The 18,463-nt window shown below is 65.3% G+C and carries 17 protein-coding genes; 9 read left to right on the top strand and 8 right to left on the bottom strand.

What is annotated here, in order from left to right:
• Positions 1–24: 24 nt before the first annotated feature.
• Complete coding sequence (locus tag IQ25_RS10715; RefSeq protein ID WP_144905580.1) at positions 25–3,465, top strand: chromosome segregation SMC family protein; 3,441 nt, start codon at positions 25–27, stop codon at positions 3,463–3,465.
• Positions 3,462–4,241 (top strand): class I SAM-dependent methyltransferase, encoded by a 780-nt coding sequence (locus IQ25_RS10710; RefSeq protein WP_220094539.1) that lies wholly within the window; start codon positions 3,462–3,464, stop codon positions 4,239–4,241. Before IQ25_RS10715 ends, IQ25_RS10710 begins: the two co-directional genes overlap by 4 nt.
• On the opposite strand, the gene soxR is transcribed toward IQ25_RS10710, so the two are convergent.
• The gene (soxR, locus tag IQ25_RS10705) at positions 4,238–4,684 is read right to left on the bottom strand and encodes a redox-sensitive transcriptional activator SoxR (protein ID WP_144905578.1); all 447 of its coding nucleotides are present in this window, start codon (positions 4,682–4,684) and stop codon (positions 4,238–4,240) included. The genes IQ25_RS10710 and soxR overlap by 4 nt on opposite strands.
• A gap of 98 nt (positions 4,685–4,782) precedes the next feature.
• On the opposite strand from soxR, the gene IQ25_RS10700 reads away from it, so the two are divergent.
• Entirely contained in the window at positions 4,783–5,160 is a 378-nt protein-coding gene (locus IQ25_RS10700) for a VOC family protein (protein WP_144905575.1), read from the top strand.
• Positions 5,150–5,995, top strand: coding sequence for an arylamine N-acetyltransferase family protein (locus tag IQ25_RS10695; protein WP_158637730.1), 846 nt, complete (start codon positions 5,150–5,152; stop codon positions 5,993–5,995). Before IQ25_RS10700 ends, IQ25_RS10695 begins: the two co-directional genes overlap by 11 nt.
• On the opposite strand, the gene ubiA is transcribed toward IQ25_RS10695, so the two are convergent.
• Entirely contained in the window at positions 5,974–6,888 is a 915-nt protein-coding gene (gene ubiA / locus IQ25_RS10690) for a 4-hydroxybenzoate octaprenyltransferase (protein ID WP_144905571.1), read from the bottom strand. The two genes, IQ25_RS10695 and ubiA, sit on opposite strands and share 22 nt — an antisense overlap.
• Before the next feature lie 46 nt (positions 6,889–6,934).
• On the opposite strand from ubiA, the gene IQ25_RS10685 reads away from it, so the two are divergent.
• From IQ25_RS10685 to IQ25_RS10675, 3 genes are all read left to right on the top strand, one after another.
• Positions 6,935–7,684, top strand: coding sequence for a 16S rRNA (uracil(1498)-N(3))-methyltransferase (locus IQ25_RS10685; protein WP_144905569.1), 750 nt, complete (start codon positions 6,935–6,937; stop codon positions 7,682–7,684).
• 112 nt (positions 7,685–7,796) lie between these two features.
• On the top strand, positions 7,797–9,170 hold the full coding sequence (locus IQ25_RS10680) for a glutamate--cysteine ligase (protein WP_144905568.1): 1,374 nt from the start codon (positions 7,797–7,799) through the stop codon (positions 9,168–9,170).
• A complete protein-coding gene (locus IQ25_RS10675) occupies positions 9,170–9,469 on the top strand; it encodes a putative quinol monooxygenase (protein WP_144905566.1) in 300 nt (99 codons plus the stop codon). Before IQ25_RS10680 ends, IQ25_RS10675 begins: the two co-directional genes overlap by 1 nt.
• A 3-nt stretch (positions 9,470–9,472) precedes the next feature.
• Here IQ25_RS10675 and IQ25_RS10670 read toward each other — a convergent pair whose 3' ends face one another.
• The 5 genes from IQ25_RS10670 to IQ25_RS10650 all read right to left on the bottom strand — a co-directional run bounded on the left by IQ25_RS10670 (position 9,473) and on the right by IQ25_RS10650 (position 15,160).
• A complete protein-coding gene (locus IQ25_RS10670) occupies positions 9,473–10,810 on the bottom strand; it encodes a methyltransferase family protein (RefSeq protein WP_144905564.1) in 1,338 nt (445 codons plus the stop codon).
• Between the two features lie 52 nt (positions 10,811–10,862).
• Positions 10,863–12,206 carry an outer membrane protein assembly factor BamB family protein gene (locus IQ25_RS10665; protein WP_144905562.1) on the bottom strand — a complete coding sequence of 448 codons (1,344 nt, stop codon included), beginning with the start codon at positions 12,204–12,206 and terminating at the stop codon, positions 10,863–10,865.
• Positions 12,207–12,224: 18 nt separating this feature from the next.
• Entirely contained in the window at positions 12,225–12,983 is a 759-nt protein-coding gene (locus IQ25_RS10660) for a tetratricopeptide repeat protein (RefSeq protein WP_144905560.1), read from the bottom strand.
• A gap of 153 nt (positions 12,984–13,136) precedes the next feature.
• The gene (locus IQ25_RS10655; RefSeq protein ID WP_246415490.1) at positions 13,137–14,309 is read right to left on the bottom strand and encodes a glycosyltransferase family 4 protein; all 1,173 of its coding nucleotides are present in this window, start codon (positions 14,307–14,309) and stop codon (positions 13,137–13,139) included.
• Complete coding sequence (locus tag IQ25_RS10650; RefSeq protein WP_144905820.1) at positions 14,306–15,160, bottom strand: alpha/beta fold hydrolase; 855 nt, start codon at positions 15,158–15,160, stop codon at positions 14,306–14,308. The genes IQ25_RS10655 and IQ25_RS10650 overlap by 4 nt, the downstream gene beginning before the upstream one ends.
• Before the next feature lie 72 nt (positions 15,161–15,232).
• On the opposite strand from IQ25_RS10650, the gene IQ25_RS10645 reads away from it, so the two are divergent.
• Together IQ25_RS10645 and astD are read left to right on the top strand one after the other, a co-directional pair.
• A complete protein-coding gene (locus IQ25_RS10645; protein ID WP_144905558.1) occupies positions 15,233–16,651 on the top strand; it encodes a protein adenylyltransferase SelO in 1,419 nt (472 codons plus the stop codon).
• Between the two features lie 132 nt (positions 16,652–16,783).
• The gene (gene astD, locus IQ25_RS10640; protein ID WP_144905556.1) at positions 16,784–18,199 is read left to right on the top strand and encodes a succinylglutamate-semialdehyde dehydrogenase; all 1,416 of its coding nucleotides are present in this window, start codon (positions 16,784–16,786) and stop codon (positions 18,197–18,199) included.
• Between the two features lie 4 nt (positions 18,200–18,203).
• On the opposite strand, the gene IQ25_RS10635 is transcribed toward astD, so the two are convergent.
• Complete coding sequence (locus IQ25_RS10635) at positions 18,204–18,422, bottom strand: hypothetical protein (protein ID WP_144905554.1); 219 nt, start codon at positions 18,420–18,422, stop codon at positions 18,204–18,206.
• Between the last annotated feature and the right edge of the window lie 41 nt (positions 18,423–18,463).

Raw genomic sequence — 18,463 nt, 5'->3', positions numbered from 1 at the left:
GCGGTTCGACGGGGGGCCTGATCGGTGCAATTCAAGCGCTTGAAGCTGTCGGGTTTCAAGAGCTTTGTCGAGCCTGCCGAACTGCGCATCGAACCCGGCCTCACCGGTGTCGTCGGCCCCAACGGCTGCGGCAAGTCGAACCTTCTCGAAGCTATCCGCTGGGTCATGGGCGAAAGCTCGGCCAAGTCGATGCGCGGCGGGGGCATGGAAGACGTGATCTTTGCGGGCACCGCCACCCGCCCTGCCCGCGCCTTCGCCGAAGTCCTGCTCACCGCCGAAACCGATCCTGACGGACCTTACGGCGCGGAACTCGAAGTCGTCCGCCGGATCGAACGGGGTGCTGGCAGCGCCTATCGCGTCAACGGCAAGGACGTCCGTGCCAAGGACGTCGCGCTTGTCTTTGCCGATGCCGCCACCGGCGCACACAGCCCCGCGCTGGTCAGCCAGGGGCGGATCGCCGCAGTCATCGCCGCAAAGCCCACCGAACGGCGCATGATGCTCGAAGAGGCCGCCGGAATAGCGGGCCTCCACGTCCGCCGACGCGATGCCGAACAGAAGCTGCGTGCAACAGAAGCCAATCTCGGACGGCTCGAGGACATGCTCTCCGGCCTCGAAAGCCAGATCGCCACGCTCAGGCGGCAGGCCCGCGCGGCAGAGCGCTACAAGGCGGTCAGCGAGAAGATCCGCCTTGCCGAAGCGCGGCTCGTCTTCGCCCGCTGGCGCGATGCCGCCGCCGCCGCCGAAGCAGCGCGCAAGCAGGCCGTCGCCGCAGACGAAGCGGTCCGCACTGCAACCGAACTCGCCCAGCAGGCGCAGAAGGCGCAGCACAAGGCCGCCGCAACGCTTGCCGAAGCGCGCGACGAACTGTTCGACCGCCGTCAGGATGCTTCGGCCCACGGCCAGCGCATGGCCTCGCTCACCGCCCAGCTCGAAGCCGCCGAACAGCGGGTCAAGGACATTGACCGCCAGCTGACGCGGATCGAGGAAGACCGCGCCAGCGCCGACCGGCTGACCGAAGACGCCGCAGCCGCCATGGCCCGGCTCGATCACGACCTTGGCCTTGCTGAAACCGCGCTCGCCGCTGACAGCGAGCGCCGCCCGACCCTTGCCGCCGCCGTGGACGATGCCGACCGCGCCGCCCGCGCCGCCGAAGTCGCGCTTGCCCAGCGCGTAGCCGAACAGGCCGGGATCGACGCGGAGTGGCGCGTGGCCGAAGCCGCCGTCGTCGCCGCCCGCCAGCGCCTTGCCCGCCTCGATTCCGATGCTGCCCGCCTCGCCCATCAAGCCGATGCGCTCGCCCGCGAGGCCGACCCTGCCGAGCAGATCACTGCTGCCGAAGCCAAGCGGGCCGAGGCCGCAGCCGCCATCGCCACAGCCGAGGCAAGCCGCGCCGATCTGACCCGCCAGCGCGAGGACCTCTCCACCCGCCGCGATGCCGCGAGCAATGCGCTTGCCCAGGCCCGCGCCGATCTCGCCGGGATCGAGCGAGAGGCCGACGCGCTCGCCCGCGACAAGGCCGCTCGCGAAAAGGCCCGCGCCGCCAAAGGCTTGGGCCAATCCGCCATCACCGGAACCCGCGCCGCGCCGGGATACGAGCGCGCGCTCGCCGCAGTGCTTGGCCGCGATGCCTCAGCCCCGGTCGGTGCTGCACCCGCAGGCGCCGAGGGGCGGTTCTGGACCGGGGCCGAGTCACCGACTGCACTCGCCGACTCACTCGCCCACCACGTCCCGCAATGCCCACCGGAACTGACCGCGCGCCTTGCTTTGGTCCGCTTTGCCGATGCCGATGAAGGCCAGCCGCTCGCGCCCGGTGAATGGCTGGTGACAAGGGCCGGACACTTGCGCCGCTGGGACGGTTTCGTCGCGCGCGGCGAAGGTGCGGCCGAAGCGGCGGCGCTCGAGGCGGAGAACCGCCTGGCCGATCTACAGGCCCTGCTGCCCGAACGCCGTGACGCCGTGGCCGCTGCCGAGGCCGCGCAGGAGCAGGTCCGTGGCCAACTTGCCGAAGTCCAGACCGCACTCTCGCAAGTCGAACGCACCCTCTCCGCCGCCGCCGATGCCGAGCGTACTGCGCTACGTGCTCTCGATGCTGCCGAGGCTGCCCGCGCCCGGCTCGAACAGCGCAAGGCAGAACTCGCGCGTGCTCAAGAAGAGCTTGCAGAACAACGCGTTGCGGCACAGGCTGAAGTCACCGCTGCCGAGGACAAGCGCAGCACCCTGCCCGATCCTGCTGCCGGACGCGCCGCGCTTGAAGCGGCCCGTGCGCGTAACGATGCCGCCCGCACTACGCTTCAATCGTCTACCGCTGCCTCTGCCGCGCTCGAACAGCAGATTGCTGCGGGCAAGGAACGATTGGCCGGACTGAAGGGCGATATCCGCGCCTGGCAGGCCCGCGCAGGCGACGCGGCCAAGCGTCTGGCCGAGATGACCGGGCGGCGCGAGGAGCTTGAAGCCGAGCGCGCGATCTCTGCCGCCAAGCCTGCAGGGCTGATTTCAGAGATCGAACAGGGCGAGACGATCCGCGCGCGCCTCACTCTCCAACTCTCCGAGGCAGAGCGGCAACTCTCCGAGGCAGAAGGCCAACTCTCGCAAGCAGACGCCGCACTGGCCGAGGCAAACGAGACCCTGGCAACCGCCCGCGAGGGACGCGCCGGAGCGTCCGCCCGCGCCGAAAACGAGGATGCCCGCCGACAGGAAATGGCGGCCATTTCCGGCGAGCGATTCCAGTGCCCTCCCCCCCTCCTTCCCGAGCGCTTCGAGTTCTCGTCTGCCGATGTCGCCGCCGCTGCCGAAGAGTCCGCCACGATGGACCGTCTTTCGGCAGAGCGGGAGCGGATCGGGCCGGTGAATCTTGTCGCCGCCGATGAACTGGCCGATGCCGAGGAACGGCTGGGCACAAGCGTTGCCGAGCAGGCTGAATTAACCGAGGCTGTTCATAGACTTAGAGGCTCCATCGGCAACCTCAACCGCGAGGGTCGTGAGCGACTGCGCGCCGCGTTCGAAGCCGTCGATGGCCATTTCCGTCGCCTGTTCGGGCGTCTGTTCGGCGGTGGCGAGGCGCATCTGGCGCTGGTGGATTCCGACGACCCACTCGAGGCGGGCCTCGAAATCTTCGCACAACCGCCGGGCAAGCGCCTGCAATCGTTGACTCTTCTTTCGGGCGGCGAGCAGGCGCTGACCGCCGTCGCACTGATCTTCGCCCTCTTCCTCACCAACCCCGCCCCGATCTGCGTCCTCGACGAAGTCGACGCGCCGCTCGATGACGCAAATATCGAGCGCTTCTGCGACCTTCTCGACGCCATGGTCGCCGAAACCCGCACCCGCTACCTCATCGTCACCCACAACGCCGTGACCATGAGCCGCATGCACCGCCTGTTCGGCGTGACCATGGTCGAACGCGGCGTCTCGCGCCTGGTCAGCGTGGACCTTGGTGGGGCGGTGGAGCTGTTGGAGGCGGCGGGTTGACCCGACCGATCGGACCGACCGGACCGACCGGCGACATCTACGATCCGGCGTTTGTCAAAGGCGTCTTCGACCGGTGCTCGGGCAAATACATCGCCTTCAGCTACGTCTGTTCGCTTGGCTTCACCGAACGCTGGCGCAAGCAGTGCGTTGCAGCGCTCGGGATCGATGCAAGCGCGCGCGTGGGCTATGACCTGATGGCCGGAACCGGCGAGGTCTGGCCACACCTGCTTGAAGCCAACCCGCACATTTCTCAGATTACGGCAGTCGATCTATCAGCTGGGATGCACCAGCTGGCCATGAAGCGCCTTCACGCGATGCGTGCGCATCGGATCGATTTCATCGAGGACGATGTGCTGGCAAGCAATCTCCCGGCCGCGAGCGCCGATTTCGTGGTTTCGACATTCGGCCTCAAGACCTTCAACGCTGAACAACAACGCAAGCTGGCGCAACTTACTGCGCGCGTTTTGAAGCCGGGCGGGCGATTTGCGTTTATTGAAGCATCCGACCCGCGCGGCTGGTGGCTGCGCGGCCTCTATCTGTTTCACTTGAAAGTCGTGTTGCCGTTGGTCGAGCGACTGCTGCTGCGCGGCGCGAACGATTTCGCGATGATCGGAACCTACAGCACCAACTTCGGCGACGCCCGCGTGTTTGTCGACATGCTTCGCGCGCAGGGGCTGAACGCGGAGTTCCGCAAAGCGTTCTTTGGCTGCGCCACCATCGCCTGCGGCGCGAAGCCGGTATTGGGCAGCGCAGATATGAACGACGCAGCCATCTAATCCAGCACATACCTCGGCCCTGTTCCCCCCGCCGCCGCACGGTCGTCCTTGTTGTAGAGGGCGCAGCGTTCGAGGCTGAGGCAGCCGCAGCCGATGCATTCGTCGAGTTTGTTGCGGGTGCGGGTGAGGAGCTGGATGCGGCTGTCGATTTCCTTTCGCAGGGAACGGCTTATGCGCTGCCAGTCCATCACGTTGGGCGTGCGGCCCTGCGGCAGGGCGGCAAGCTCGCGCGCGATATCTGCAAGACCCAGCCCGAGCTTCTGTGCGATCTGCACGAAGCTCAGGCGGCGGATGTCCGATCGGAGGAATCGGCGCTGGTTTCCGCCGGTGCGGATCGAGGTGACGAGGCCACGATCCTCGTAATAGCGGATCGCGCTGACCGCGAGGCCGGTGCGGCGGGAGAGCACGCCAATCGGGATCAGATCGTTGCGACTTAAGGCCAAGGTTCTGCGACTCCGCGGTTTTCGCTTGACCTCAAGTTTACTTGAGGTTGCAGATTCACAAGCATCGAATCAAATCAGTGCCTTGGAAGGACATTGCGATGCCGACTGCCCGCCTCGAACACGTCAACATCCGCGTCAGCGATCCCGAACGTTCCGCTGCGTTCTTCACCACGCTCTGCGGCTGGCACGAACGCTGGCGCGGACCTGCGATCGACGACGGATTCTCGATCCATTTGGGGACCGATGACCAGTACCTTGTGTTCTACGCGCCAAAGGAAGGCACGTCCGGTCGCTTCGAGAAAGGCGTGCCGCTGCAGCACATCGGCGTGGAAGTCGACGATCTGGACGAAGCCGAGCGCATCGTCATTGCAGCGGGCCTCGAACCGTTCAATCATGCCAACTACGAGCCGGGCCGCCGGTTCTATTTCTACGACTGGGACGGGATCGAGTTCGAAGTGGTCAGCTATGCCGGTTGAAGCGCTGTCGCCCTCGCAACTGGACGCCTATCTGGCGCGGATCGGGCTGGATCGCCCGGTCCGTCCCGACTTGGCCACGCTGGACACCATCGTGCGAGCGCATGTGCAGGCGATTCCGTTTGAGAACCTTGATGTGCAACTGGGCCACCCGCTGACGACCGATCCCGCTGCGGCCTTCGTCAAGCTGGTCGAGGCGCGGCGCGGTGGGTGGTGTTACGAGCACAACGGCGTGCTTGGCGCGGCATTGGCGGCCATCGGCTGCGACGTGACGCGAATGAGTGCCGGGGTGATGCGGCAGGTGCGCGGGGACGAGTCGATGGGATCGCACTTGTGCCTGCTGGTGGACTGCGAGGGACCGCATCTGGTCGATGCCGGGTTCGGCAGCTGGCTCGGCGCGCCGTTGCCCTTGCGGACCGGCGAATGGCTGCACGATCCGCTGCCGGTGGCGCTCGGGCATACCGATGACGGTTTGTGGCGGGTGTCCGTGTCGCTCGGAACTTCGGAAATGTCTTATGACTTTGCGGCAGAACCCGCCGACGAGGCGCAACTGTCCGCGCTGTGTGAGTGGCAGGCGACTGATCTGGCGTCGGTCTTCGTCCAGAACCTGACGGCGCAACGGCGCGCGGATAGTTCCTACCTCATGCTGCGCGGCAAGGTGATTTCAGTGGTGACGACGAGCGGTGAGGACCGGCGAGAAATCGCCTCGGCGCAGGAACTGGTCGAGATCTTGCTTGAGCTGTTCCTGCTCGACGTGCCCGAAGCGGCTGGACTTTGGCCTGCAATCGAGGCGCGGCACGAGGCGCTATTCGGGCCTCAGACCGCGCCGACGACGTAGCAGGCCGCTGCCATGAGTAGTCCGGCAAAGCGGTTGGAGCGGAACTTGACCAGCGGATCAGCACCGTCTTCCTTCAGTGTAGCGACCTGCCAGAGAAGATGGAGCGCGACCGGTAACAGGGCGAGCAGGGCCAGTGGATCGGACCGGGTGAGCCATATCGCGACCGACCAGCAGGCCAGTGCCAAGGCATATAGCCCGCCCACGCCTGTGCGCACATGCCGCCCGAACGACAGCGCAGAGGAGCCGATGCCGACAAGCGCATCATCCTCGCGGTCCTGCATCGCATAGATCGTGTCATAGGCCATGCACCACGCCCAGCAGCCGGCATAGAGCGCGGCGAGCGGGGCGAGACGTTCGAAGCCCCATGCCTCTACCCAGCCGACCGGAGCGCCCCATGTGAAGACGAGGCCGAGCCATGCCTGAGGCCAGCCGGTCAGACGCTTCATGAAAGGATAGGCAGCGACGAGGCCGAGGCTGCCCAACGCCACGAGTTGCGCTTCCCAGCGCAGTTGCAGCAGGACGACGAGGCCGACGGCGCAGAGCGTCAGCAGCCAGATCCATGCGGTGCGCTTTGAGGTTGCGCCGCTGGCGATGGGTCGCGCCGCGGTGCGGGCGACGCGGGCATCGAGATCGGCATCGACGATATCGTTATAGACGCACCCTGCCCCGCGCATGGCGATGGCGCCCAGCAGCATCCACGCCAGAATGCCCCAACGCGAAGTGCCGCCACCAAGGAACAGCCCCCACGCGCAAGGCCAGAACAACAGCCACCAGCCGATCGGCCGGTCAAACCGGGCGAGCAGGGCGAGATTGCGCCACGGCTGCGGCAGGCTGGCGACGAGGCCCCTATGCTCGCTGTCGGGGACGATTGTTTCTGAATTGGTGGAAGTCACATTACAAACTCTTAACGAAAGATATCAGACGCGCTAGGCCTGGATGATGACAGCGACTCCTGCCTGGCCGCCCAAGTCCGCACCGCGGCTCTTCGTCGATACGACATTGGGAGAGGGCTTGCGACTGCCGATCGACGGGCCCCAGGCGCATTATCTGGCCAAGGTGATGCGCGTGGGCGCGGGCGATGCGGTGGTGCTTTGCGACAACCGGACCGGCGAGTGGCTGGCGCGGGTGGTCGAGGCGGGCAAGCGCGAGGTTGTGGTCGAGTGCGAGCGGCTGATGCGCGAGCGCGAGGAAGTGCCGGATTTCTGGCTTTGTGCCGCGCTGCTCAAGAAGCCGAACTTTGATCTGGTGCTGGAAAAGGCGACGGAATTGGGCGCGGCGCGGGTCGTGCCCGTGGTGACGCGGCGCTGCGTGGCGGACAAGCTCAATCCCGAAAGGGCGCTGACGATCATGACCGAGGCTGCAGAGCAGTGCGCGCGGACCGCTCTGCCCGAACTGAGCGATAGGGCGAAACTCGATCACCTGCTGCGCGATTGGCCCGAGGGGCGGACACTGTTCTTTGCCGACGAGAATGGGGGTATGCCGGCGGCGGTGGCGTTTTCGTTGCACGCCGGGCCTGCGGCCTTGCTGATCGGACCGGAAGGCGGGTTCGACGAGGCGGAGCGGGCAGCGGTACGGGCGCATCCGGCAGCCGTAGCGCTTTCGCTGGGCCCGCGAATCCTGCGCGGCGAGACGGCAACAATTGCCGGAATGGCGCTGTGGATGGGCATGCAGGGGGACTGGTTCGGGTGAAACTCCTGCGTGGTTACAGGGGCTTTCGTGCCGAATGCGCAATATTCCCTTGCAGGTGACTGGCAACAATTTGACTGGCTAAAACCTGTCCTGCCCATTAACGGAAGCGGGCATGAGCACGCGGCAAGTTTCAAATAGCAACGATCCCATAATCGAAAGCCGCGACATGCTCGTGGTGCCGATGCAGAAGGGCGAAAAGCCCAGGGAAAACTGGCGGATCGGCACCGAGCACGAGAAGTTCGTCTATCGCACGAGCGACCGCGCTGCGCCTTCCTATGGCGAGCAAGGCGGCATTCGCGATCTGTTGAACGCGCTGACCGAGTACGGTTGGGAGCCGATCATCGAGGGCGACAACGTGATCGCCATGTCTGGCCCCGATGGCGCTGTGAGCCTTGAGCCTGCAGGCCAGCTGGAGCTTTCGGGCGCGCCGCTGGTCAACCTGCACCAGACCTGCGCGGAAACCGGGCGGCATCTGGCGCAGGTGAAGACCATCGGCGACAAGCTGGGCCTAGCCTACCTCGGCATGGGCCTGTGGCCGGACAAGACGCGCGAAGAGCTGCCGATCATGCCCAAGGGCCGTTACGACATCATGCTGCGGCACATGCCGCGCGTAGGCTCGATGGGCCTCGACATGATGCTGCGGACCTGCACCATCCAGACCAACCTCGATTATTCGAGCGAGGCGGACATGGTGAAGAAGTTCCGCGTTTCGCTGGCCCTGCAGCCGCTGGCGACGGCGCTGTTCGCCAATTCGCCGTTCCTTGAGGGCAAGCCGAACGGGTTCCTGTCCTATCGCAGCCATATCTGGACAGACACCGATCCGGCGCGCACGGGGATGCTCTCGTTCGTGTTCGACGAGGGCTTCGGGTACGAGCGCTATGTCGACTACATGCTCGACGTGCCGATGTACTTCGTGTTCCGCGATGGCAAGTACATCGATGCTGCGGGTCTTTCGTTCCGCGACTTCCTCGATGGCAAGCTTTCGGTCCTGCCGGGCGAGAAGCCGACGCTGTCGGACTGGAACGACCATCTTTCGACCGCCTTCCCGGAAGTGCGGCTGAAGTCCTTCCTCGAGATGCGCGGGGCCGATGGCGGTCCGTGGAACCGGATCTGCGCACTGCCGGCGCTTTGGGTGGGACTGCTCTACGATCAGGGCGCGCTGGATGCGGCGTGGGATCTGGTCAAGGGCTGGGATATGGACGGGCGTGAACGCCTGCGCGCCGAAGTGCCCAAACTTGCGCTGGATGCGACGCTGCCGGGTGGCGGGAAGTTGCGCGACGTTGCCGCAGAAGTGCTGGCGATTTCGCGCTCGGGCCTGGCCGCACGCGCGCAACTGAACGAGGCGGGTGACAACGAGACTGGGTATCTCCAGCCGCTCGACGAGATCGTTTCTACGGGCAAGACCCCGGCTGAGCGGTTGCTCGACCTGTATCATGGCTCGTGGGGCGGCGATCTTTCGCGGATCTACGAGGAAAAGAGCTTCTGATGATCATCGTGATGGGCACCGTTCGCGTTCCGGTGGAGAACATTGAGCCGATCCGGCCGATGATGGCCAAGGTCATCGCGGCCACGCTCAAGGAAGACGGCTGCATCCAGTACGCCTATGGGCAGGACGTGCTCGATCCCGAACTGATCCATATTGCCGAGAAGTGGCGCGACATGGCGGCGCTCAAGGCACACTTCCAGACCGAACACATGAAGGTCTGGGCCGAAGAACGCGCGACACTGGGCCTGTTTGACCGCAATATCCGCGTATTCGAAACCGACGAGGGCGCGGAAGTCTGACGGTTACTCGGCGGGCTGGGCGGCGATCGGCCGCTTTGGCGTGACCGCGCGGGCAAGCCTGCGCAGGGCAGCCGTGATCGGGCCGTGCTCGGCCATCCAGGCATGATATTCGCGATACTTGGCATCTTCGGCGAGGAGGTGCTTCTCCTCGGTGCGCGCGCGCCAGTAGTAGACCGCGCTGACGAGGCCGAGGATCACGGTGTTGCGAATGGCATCGACCATTGAGCCGCTGGTGGTCAGGAACGGCAGCGAGGCGAGCCACCAGTAAGCGTTCTTCGAGAGATAGGCGGGGTGGCGCGTGTAGCGGTAGGGACCGTTGGTCAGGACGCCGCGATAAGTGAGGTTCGAAAAGCGCAGGCCGAAAGCGACGGTGGCCCAGGCATAGACGGCAGTGAGGAACACCAGCGCTCCTGCCCAGACCCATAGCAAGCCGGTGTGGCCCTGCAGCCAGAACGCCCATTCGGCGCCGTTGTGGCGATAGTCGAGCACGTCGCCATCGCCCATCAGGATGAACGGCGGATAGCAGATCAGCGCGGCGACCCAGGCCGAGAGGTCCGGGTTGGCGGTGCGGATCTGCGCGTCGAGCGGCTTCATCGTGACGAGATAGCCGACCATGGCGATCTGCACGTCGATCATGAACATCGTCTCGATCAGCAGGGTGCCGAGCGCGACGGGATCGTGGAGGACGGATGACCAGTCGAAGTGGACGACGGCGGCGAAGCCACCCGGCACGATCGAGATCATGAAGGCGCAGAAGAAGCCCTTCACCAGCCATGCGAGCGCGTGGCGCTTGACTTCGGCAGGCTCCCACGGTTCGCGGCCAATGAGCATCGCGCCGAAGTGCCACGAGGCATCGCGCGGGTTCACCAGCACGCGGTCGAGCCACAGGACGTAGGGGATCGCGCAGATAAACAGGATGGGAGCGGCGGTCTCCAGCACTTCCATCGCGAAGACATATTGCCCACGCCAGTACCAGCGGGCGATGCAATAGGCGAAGCCGATCACCGCCCAGGTTGCCCAAAGACCGGCGATCTTGGTGATCGAGATGTCGACCACTTCTCGCAATGGGCGCGGCGCGGACCAGTCTATGCCGGTGGAGGGGCGCAGGTGGACTTTCTCGACCAGCAGCGACCACGCGACCATGGCGCTGCCCGAGAACAGCAGCGCGGCCAGAGCGGCAGAAGGGCCGTCCATGACTTCTGCGGGGGCGGACAGGCCTAGCGTGGTGACGATGGCAGGCCAGAAGCGGCAGGTCAGCACCCACAGCACAAGGCCAGCGACACCGGCAAGGCCGACGCCAGCGGATACATCTGATGGTGGCGGGGCCGGACGGGCGCTCATGCACCCGTCCTTAGCCATCAAAGGGTTAGGATATGGTTGTTATCACCTGCGCTCAGCGGAACGCGGTGATCTTGCCCTTGTCGTCGAGGATGTAGAGCGTCTGGTTGGCGACGACTGGGGCAAGCGTGACGCTCGAACCGACTTCGCTGAATTCGCTGACCGTGCCGTCGGTGACGGAGGCCTGCATGATCTCGCCACGCGAGTTGGCGATCCACAGGCGGTTGCCTGCGAGGACCGGGCCAGTCCAGAGAATCTGGTTCTTCTTCTTCTTCTCGTTCTTGAAGCGCTGAAGCTGAGTCATCCAGCGGACCTTGCCGTTGGACTTCGCAATGCACAGCAGCTTGGCCTCGTCGGTCAGCGTGAAGATCCAGTCGCCCGCGATGGCGGGGGTGGAGATGCCGGCGAGATTGAGTTCCCAGATGCGCTGGCCGGTGACCAGTTCATAGGCGGCCATGCGCCCGCCCTGCCCCAGTGCGTAGACGCGGCCACGTTCGATGATAGGATCGGCGTCGATGTCGGTCAGGGTGGAAACCGAAGTGGCAATGGAGGTGCGCGCGAGGGCATCGGCCCAGAGCTGGCGGCCGTTCTCATAGCGATAGGCGACGAGTTCGCCCGAGGAGTATCCGGCAACGATGGTGCCCTGCCCGGCAGCGGGCGAGGCGACGCCGAACACGTTGGTCTGGCCCACGGACGCGTTTTCGTTCCACAGCACCGCGCCATCGGGGGCGTTGAGGGTGATGATCTGGTTGTCCTGCGTCATCACCATGACCTGTCCGAAGGCGACGGTGGGCGAACCGCGCAAGGGACCGGCAGGCTTGACGCGCCACTTGATCGAGCCGGTGGCGGCATCGAGCGCGGCGACTTCGCCGACGCCGTTGGTGACATAGAGCTGGCCATCGTCAAACGAGGCACCGCCGCCGAAGGTCGAGCCTGCGTTCTGCTTTTCAGCACGCACCGAGGTTTCCCAGATGCGCGAACCGGTGTTGGCATCATAGGCGTGGACGGTGCCGTCGGTGTCCATGACATAGAGCTTGCCGCCGCCGATGACCGGCGAGGCAGCGAGGCGTTGGCGAGCGTTGGAGCCCTTGATCGAGACGCTCCATGCCTTGCCGAGGTTCTCGCCCAATGCGAGGTGGCCATAGGACTTGGAGGCGTTGCCGCCGCCTTGCGCGAACTCGGTGTTCACTTCAGCGGCGGGCAGGACCACGCTCATCAGCGAGATCGAATCATCGACCTTGGTGCCAGCTTCGATCTTGGACAGGATCGGCTGGCGCATGCCGACGGTCGGCGTGGTCTTGACGCCCTTCTTGCCGAAGACGCCGCAGCCGCCCAGAGCAAGCGCGAGGACCAGCACGCTGGTTAGCGAGGCGCGGCGGAAAGTGGGCTTCGGCGTCATCGGTTGCATCCTCAATTCTTACTTCGCCGGCTGGACGATTACGGCCGAGCCGGGTTCCTCGACCGCATCGACGCCGAGCAGGCCCGCCATCTGGCGAGTGCGGCGACGGAGCGTATCGGGGACGGTCTTGTCCTTGGCGATCTGCGCAAAGAGCGCTCCTGCCAGTTCGTTCTTGCCCTGCTTCATGTAGGCAAGGCCAACGAGTTCGCCCGCGCTGCCGAACCAGGCGTTGCCGGGTACGGCCAGCGGCTTGAGCCGTTCGACCACCTTGTCAGGCCCGAGTTGGTCGAAATTCAGCGAGACTTCGCGGATCGTGGCGAGATCGCGATAGGCCTGAGGCGCATCGGCATCGGCGGCAATTGCGGCGAAAGCCTTGGCGGCTTCGGCCTTCTTGCCCTGTTCGGACAGGACGCCAGCGGCAAGCATCTGGGCAGTAGCGCGGTAACCGTCGGTGCCATCCTTGGCCAGCGGCGCGACGGCATCGGTCGCGGCCTTCAGGTTGCGCACTTCCAGATCGTCGATAGCCTTGGTCATGGCTTCGCCCTGTTCGGCGGCCTTGGCACTACTGTGATTTTCGTACCAGAGGTATCCGGCAAGGCCGAGCAGGCCAGCCGCGATCAGCGCGCCGACAGGCTTGCCGTATTTCTGGATGGCGGTGAAGACCTGATCTTCGCGCAGGGCATCGTCAACTTCGCGCAGGAAGCCATCGGCCTGAGCGCCAGCGCGCTCGGCAAGAGGGTTGGAAGAAGACTGATTGCGGTCGGGACGGAGAGCCAAGGCAGCGCTTTCGGGATGTGACGTTGAAGATTGCTAGCGTTTGTCTGGCGCGGTGTTTAGCGGATGGGCCCGCCTTTTCAACGGAATTGATTCTTGAGTGAAGGCCTGCCTTCCAGCGCGTGAACGGTGGCTGAAGCGGCAGGAGCAGGACTTTCAGCCGAAAGCCTCGCGCCCGAGAACGCGCGAATAGGCGTCGGCATAGCGCTTGGCCATGACCCGCTCGTCATATTCCACTTCGGCGCGGGCGCGGTTGGCGGTGCCGAGGCGCTGGCGCAGGGCAGGATCGACTGCAAGTTCGGCCACAGCCCTCGACAAGGCGGCATCATCTCCCGGCGTGGTGATGAACGGGCGGTTCTCCTCGGACACCATTTCAACGACATCGCCCACGGCAGGGCTGGCGACGGCAAGGCCAGCAGCCATGGCCTCGATCACCGAAAGCGGTGCCTGCTCACTGTCCGACGAAAGCGCGAAGAGATCGAACAGGCCAACGGCTGCGGAAGGATCGGCGACGTGGCCGGGCAAGTGGACGCGGTGACCGATATTCAGCCGCATGGCCTCGGCCTGAATGGCCTCGCGCTCTGGCCCTTCGCCGAGGATGACGAGGTGCCATTCTGGCGGCAGATCGACGAGCGCACGCACCATGCGCGGCAGGTTCTTGACCGCGCGCAGGCCCGCGAGCGTGCCCAGCCACTTCTCGCCCGCGCGCTTGACCACGCGGGGCAGGACATCGGGGCGCGGCTTCCTTGCATAGAGCGCCGTGTCGATGCCGTTCGGAATGCGCAGGACCCGTCCGCGCGGCTGGTGCCATATGCCGAGCGCGATGTCCTCTAGCTGGCGCGAAGGCACCATCAGGTTGCTCGCACGCGCCAGGGCGACGCGGCGATACCAGTTGCGGCTACGCTTGAGCCCGGTCGATTCATCGGCGTTGAAGCCGTCCTCGTGGTGGATCAATGGAGCAAGGCCCATCGATGGGGCGAAGATAGCATGGGCGAGCGCGGCGTCCATCGCGCCCCAGTTGTAGGTCAGGATCAGGTCGAAACCCTGCATGGCGCGGGCGAGCTGTTGCAGGCGGGCGATGCGCAGCTTGCCCGCAAGCGGTGGGAAACCGAAGGGGAAGAAGGCGCGGACCTGCTTGTCGATCAGCGACTTGGCGCCCATCGCGCCCGGCTGGGCCGAGACGATGTGATGTTCGAGATTGCGGCCAGAGGCGCCCTTGCCCCAGCGGTTCATCAGGGCCACGGCCCGACGCTCCTTGCCGCCTGCATCGAAAGTCGAGTGCAGGTGGAGCAGCTTGATCGGCGCGGGCCCAGTCCTGTTCTGGGTCATGCCTTGGCGAGCAGGCGCTCTATCGCGGCAATGCTGTCGGGCTCGTCCAGCGTGGGCGCGTGGCCGATGCGCGGGATGGTGACGAGTTCGACGCCGGGGCGCGCGGCCATCTTCTGGGCTGTGGGGCGTTCGAGGATGTCAGAGGTCTCGCCGCGAAGGATAAGGAGCGGGCGCGTGGCGAGGGCATCGTAGAGCGGCCACATGTCAACCTGCGGCGTGGCTCCGGCAGGCGCCTCGAACGGTTCGGCGATCTTCATGTCATAGTCGAAGGCGATGCGGCCGCCGGTGCCGAGAGCCATGATGCGCTTGGCATAGCGGAGCCAGTCGGTGATGTCCCAATCGGGATAGACATCGCCGCTGCTTTCCTGAAGCGCGCGGGCGGCGTGCATCCAGGTTTCGAAGTTGCGCCCCTGTCCGACATAGCCGCGGATGCGCTCCAGACCCTTTTCGGAAACCTCGGGGCCGACATCGTTGAGCACGGCGGCGGCGATGCGCTGCGGGTTCGACACGGCGAGCAGCATTGTCAGCAACCCACCGAGCGAGGTGCCGATGGAGACGAAGCGATCAATCCCTTCCTGCGCAAGTAGGGCCTCGACGTCCTGCAGGTAATGCATGGGCGTGTAGGTCATCGGGTCCTTGGCGTAGTCGCTGTCCCCTCGCCCGCGCATCTCGGGACAAATCACGCGCCATGTTCCGGCGAGGCGGGTGGCGAGGTCTTCAAAATCGCGGGCATTGCGGGTGAGGCCGGGCAAGCAGATCACCGGCGGGCGGGCAGCGTCACCATCGAAATATCGGAAATGCAGGCGCAATCCGTCGCTGCTGGTCCAGTAGCGATCTTCGTATTCGGCCATTTCGTCTGGTATTCCGCGTGAAATCGGGGGTGCCTGCTTGCGGGCAGGCTTGGTCATGCCCACTATTGCCGGATGCAGGCGCTCCCGCAAGACGCGATCTATCGTCCCTCGCCCTATCGTCCGGCCCCACGCATCATGGCTCTGGCCGACTGGATCGGCGATCCGGTGCGACCGGCGGACTTCCCCGAAACGCGCCTGCGCTGGCGCAATGACCGGGCGGCGTCCGATGTCGGGCTGGCGGGGCTTTCGGACGAACAATGGGTGCAGCATTTCGGGCGGTTCGAGCCTCTGGAAGCCAATATGCCGGGGCCGCTGGCGCTGCGCTATCACGGCCACCAGTTCCGTGTTTACAATCCGGATCTGGGCGACGGGCGCGGCTATACCTTCGCGCAGATGCTGGACGGCAACGGGCGGCTGATGGACCTTGGCACCAAGGGTTCCGGGCAGACGCCGTGGAGCCGCGCGGGCGACGGGCGGCTGACCCTGAAGGGTGCAGTTCGCGAGATTCTGGCGACCGAAATGCTCGAGGCGCTGGGGGTGAATACCAGCCGCACACTCTCGGTAATCGAGACGGGCGAATCACTCTACCGGGGCGACGAGCCTTCGCCGACGCGCTCTGCGGTGCTGGTGCGCCTCTCTCACGGGCACATCCGCATCGGCACGTTTCAGCGCCTGGCGGCGCTGGAGCTCGAGGACGAGATGGCACAGTTGGTAGCCTACTGCCTCGCCAACTTTCCGGGAGGCCATGAAGATGCGCCTCATCCGGCGGTGCGGTTCTTCAATCAGGTGGTCGAGCGCATGGCCGACATGGCGGCGAGCTACATGGTAGCGGGCTTCGTCCATGGCGTGCTCAATTCCGACAACATGAACGTGACCGGGGAGAGCTTCGATTACGGGCCGTGGCGCTGGCTGCCGAAGTGGGAGCCGGGGTTCACGGCGGCGTACTTCGACCATCAGGGGCTCTATGCCTATGGCCGCCAGCCCGAGGCGATTCACTGGAATTGCGGGCAGTTGGCGGTGGCATTGCGAACTCTGGTTGAAGCGCCGCCGCTGATCGAGGCGCTCAACCGCTATCCCGAGCTTTACCAACGCGCGATGACGCGGCGGTGGCTCTGGCGGTTAGGCGTGGAGCAGCGCGGGATCGATGAGGATACCGCGCTGATCGGGGCCTGCGAGAAGGTGATGGTCACGCAAGGATTGGGGCCGGACGCGTTCTTCTTTGCGCATCGCGGCGGACGTGGGGCGTTCGGTGCGGGCGAGGAGGAGCAGGCGCTCAAGGCGACGCTGGCGCCTTATGCTGCGACTGACAGTAGCCATCCGTACTGGTCCGAGGCCGCGCCTCAGTCCATGCTGATCGATGAGGTGGAAGCCATCTGGCAGCCGATTGCCGAGAGTGACGATTGGAGCGCCCTGTTCGCCAAGGTCGAGGCCGTGCGACTGATGGAAGCGGCCATGGGAGCGAGGCCCGAACCGTTCGGGCATAAAGCTTAGGAATTTCGCGCCTCCGGGGGTGGTGACGCAGGTGAATATTGTTTAATCGGTAACGAACGCCGCGTTACGGTACGCCCCGGGACCGGGACCCCATCGTTCGCGCAAGAACCGAAAAGAAGAGCAGGCAAATCCGTGGCAGCTGCCGAAATCGTCTCGTTTGAACCCGCAACCGGCGCCGAAGTGTGGCGCGGCAAGATCGGCGATGTCGATGAAGTCGTCGCGCGCGCAAGGCGGGCCTGGCCCGCCTGGGCCGCGCAGCCGCTGGCCACGCGCATCGAACTGGTGCGCCGTTTCGCCAACGAGGTGCGCAAGGACGCCGACAAGCTCGCCACGATGATCTCGCGCGAGACGGGCAAGCCGCTGTGGGAAGCGCGCACCGAGGTCGAGAGCGTCGTGAACAAGGTCGAGATTTCGATCCGCGCCTATGCCGACCGCACTTCGCAGCGCAAACTTGATTCGGCGATGCAGGGCACGGCAGCGCTGCGGCACAAACCGCACGGCGTGCTGGCGGTGTTGGGGCCCTATAACTTCCCGGCACACCTGCCTAACGGCCATATCGTTCCGGCGCTGATTGCGGGCAACGCGGTCGTGTTCAAGCCTTCGGAAAAGACGCCTGCCACCGGCGAGATGCTGGCGCAGTGCTTCCATCGCGCCGGAATCTCGGCAGCGGTGGTGCAGGTGCTGATCGGCGGGCCGACGGAAGGCCAGGCGCTGGTCGCGCATGACGGGATCGACGGCGTGCTGTTCACCGGCTCGGCCCATGCCGGCATTGCCATCAATCGCAAGCTGGCTTCGAACCCGGGCAAGATCGTCGCGCTCGAAATGGGCGGCAACAATCCGATCGTGGTGTGGGACACGCCCAAGATCGAGGATGCGGCAACGCTGATCGTGCAGTCGGCCTTCACCAGCGCGGGACAGCGCTGCACGGCAGGGCGTCGGCTGATCATCAAGGCTTCAATGTACGATGCGGTCGTCGGCGAAGTGAAGCGGCTGGCGGACCGGATCATCGTTGGTGCACCGTTTGACGAGCCTGCGCCGTTCATGGGGCCGGTGATCGACAACCGCACGGCCGACGGGCTGACCGAAAGCTTTGTCTATCTGCTCTCGTCGGGCGGGCGGCCGATCAAGCACATGGTCAGGCTGCAGGAGGGCCTACCGTTCCTGAGCCCTGCCATCATCGACGTGACCGGAATTGCCGAGCGTCCTGACGTGGAACTGTTCGGTCCGCTGCTGCAGGTGGTGAAGATCGACGATTTCGATGAGGCGATTGCCGAGGCGAACAATACGCGTTTCGGGCTGTCAGCCTCTCTGATCGGCGGGCGGCCTGAGGATTACAACCGGTTCTGGGCGAACATCCGGGCTGGCGTGGTCAACTGGAACCGGCCGACCAACGGCGCTTCGTCTGCGGCACCGTTCGGCGGCGTAGGTCTTTCCGGCAACCACCGGCCGAGCGCGTATTATGCGGCGGATTATTGTGCCTATCCGGTTGCCTCGACCGAGATGGACCAGCCGCGCGCCAGCATCGGCGTGGGATTGCGCAGCGAATAAGACCTCAGCTTTTCGGATCGGGCAGCGGGAGCGCGGGGTCGATCGGACCGCCGGGCACGATCGCCAGGTTGCGCATGTTTTGCTGGCTGAGATCTGGGTCGACCATCAGCTGACCCTCGAGCGCTTCGGTCATCACCGGGTCGAGCGGGGTCTTGTCCTGCTCGACCGGCGCACTGCCGCAGGCTGCGAGAGCGAATGTGATGACGAGGCCGAGGCTGCGCATGGCTCGCGACTAAAGCAACAGGGTTAAGAAAAAGGGAGCGC

The sequence above is a fragment of the Novosphingobium taihuense genome (genome assembly GCF_007830315.1).
In the GTDB taxonomy this organism is placed as follows: domain Bacteria; phylum Pseudomonadota; class Alphaproteobacteria; order Sphingomonadales; family Sphingomonadaceae; genus Novosphingobium; species Novosphingobium taihuense.
This window is presented reverse-complemented; position numbering and strand designations above follow the sequence as displayed.

Coding starts and splice junctions, on each gene's coding strand:
- IQ25_RS10700 (WP_144905575.1), top strand. CDS start 4,783: ATGCCGACTGCCCGCCTCGAACACGTCAACATCCGCGTCAGCGATCCC.
- IQ25_RS10695 (WP_158637730.1), top strand. CDS start 5,150: ATGCCGGTTGAAGCGCTGTCGCCCTCGCAACTGGACGCCTATCTGGCG.
- IQ25_RS10685 (WP_144905569.1), top strand. CDS start 6,935: ATGACAGCGACTCCTGCCTGGCCGCCCAAGTCCGCACCGCGGCTCTTC.
- IQ25_RS10680 (WP_144905568.1), top strand. CDS start 7,797: ATGAGCACGCGGCAAGTTTCAAATAGCAACGATCCCATAATCGAAAGC.
- IQ25_RS10675 (WP_144905566.1), top strand. CDS start 9,170: ATGATCATCGTGATGGGCACCGTTCGCGTTCCGGTGGAGAACATTGAG.
- IQ25_RS10670 (WP_144905564.1), bottom strand. CDS start 10,810: ATGAGCGCCCGTCCGGCCCCGCCACCATCAGATGTATCCGCTGGCGTC.
- IQ25_RS10665 (WP_144905562.1), bottom strand. CDS start 12,206: ATGACGCCGAAGCCCACTTTCCGCCGCGCCTCGCTAACCAGCGTGCTG.
- IQ25_RS10655 (WP_246415490.1), bottom strand. CDS start 14,309: ATGACCCAGAACAGGACTGGGCCCGCGCCGATCAAGCTGCTCCACCTG.
- IQ25_RS10650 (WP_144905820.1), bottom strand. CDS start 15,160: ATGGCCGAATACGAAGATCGCTACTGGACCAGCAGCGACGGATTGCGC.
- IQ25_RS10645 (WP_144905558.1), top strand. CDS start 15,233: ATGCAGGCGCTCCCGCAAGACGCGATCTATCGTCCCTCGCCCTATCGT.
- IQ25_RS10635 (WP_144905554.1), bottom strand. CDS start 18,422: ATGCGCAGCCTCGGCCTCGTCATCACATTCGCTCTCGCAGCCTGCGGC.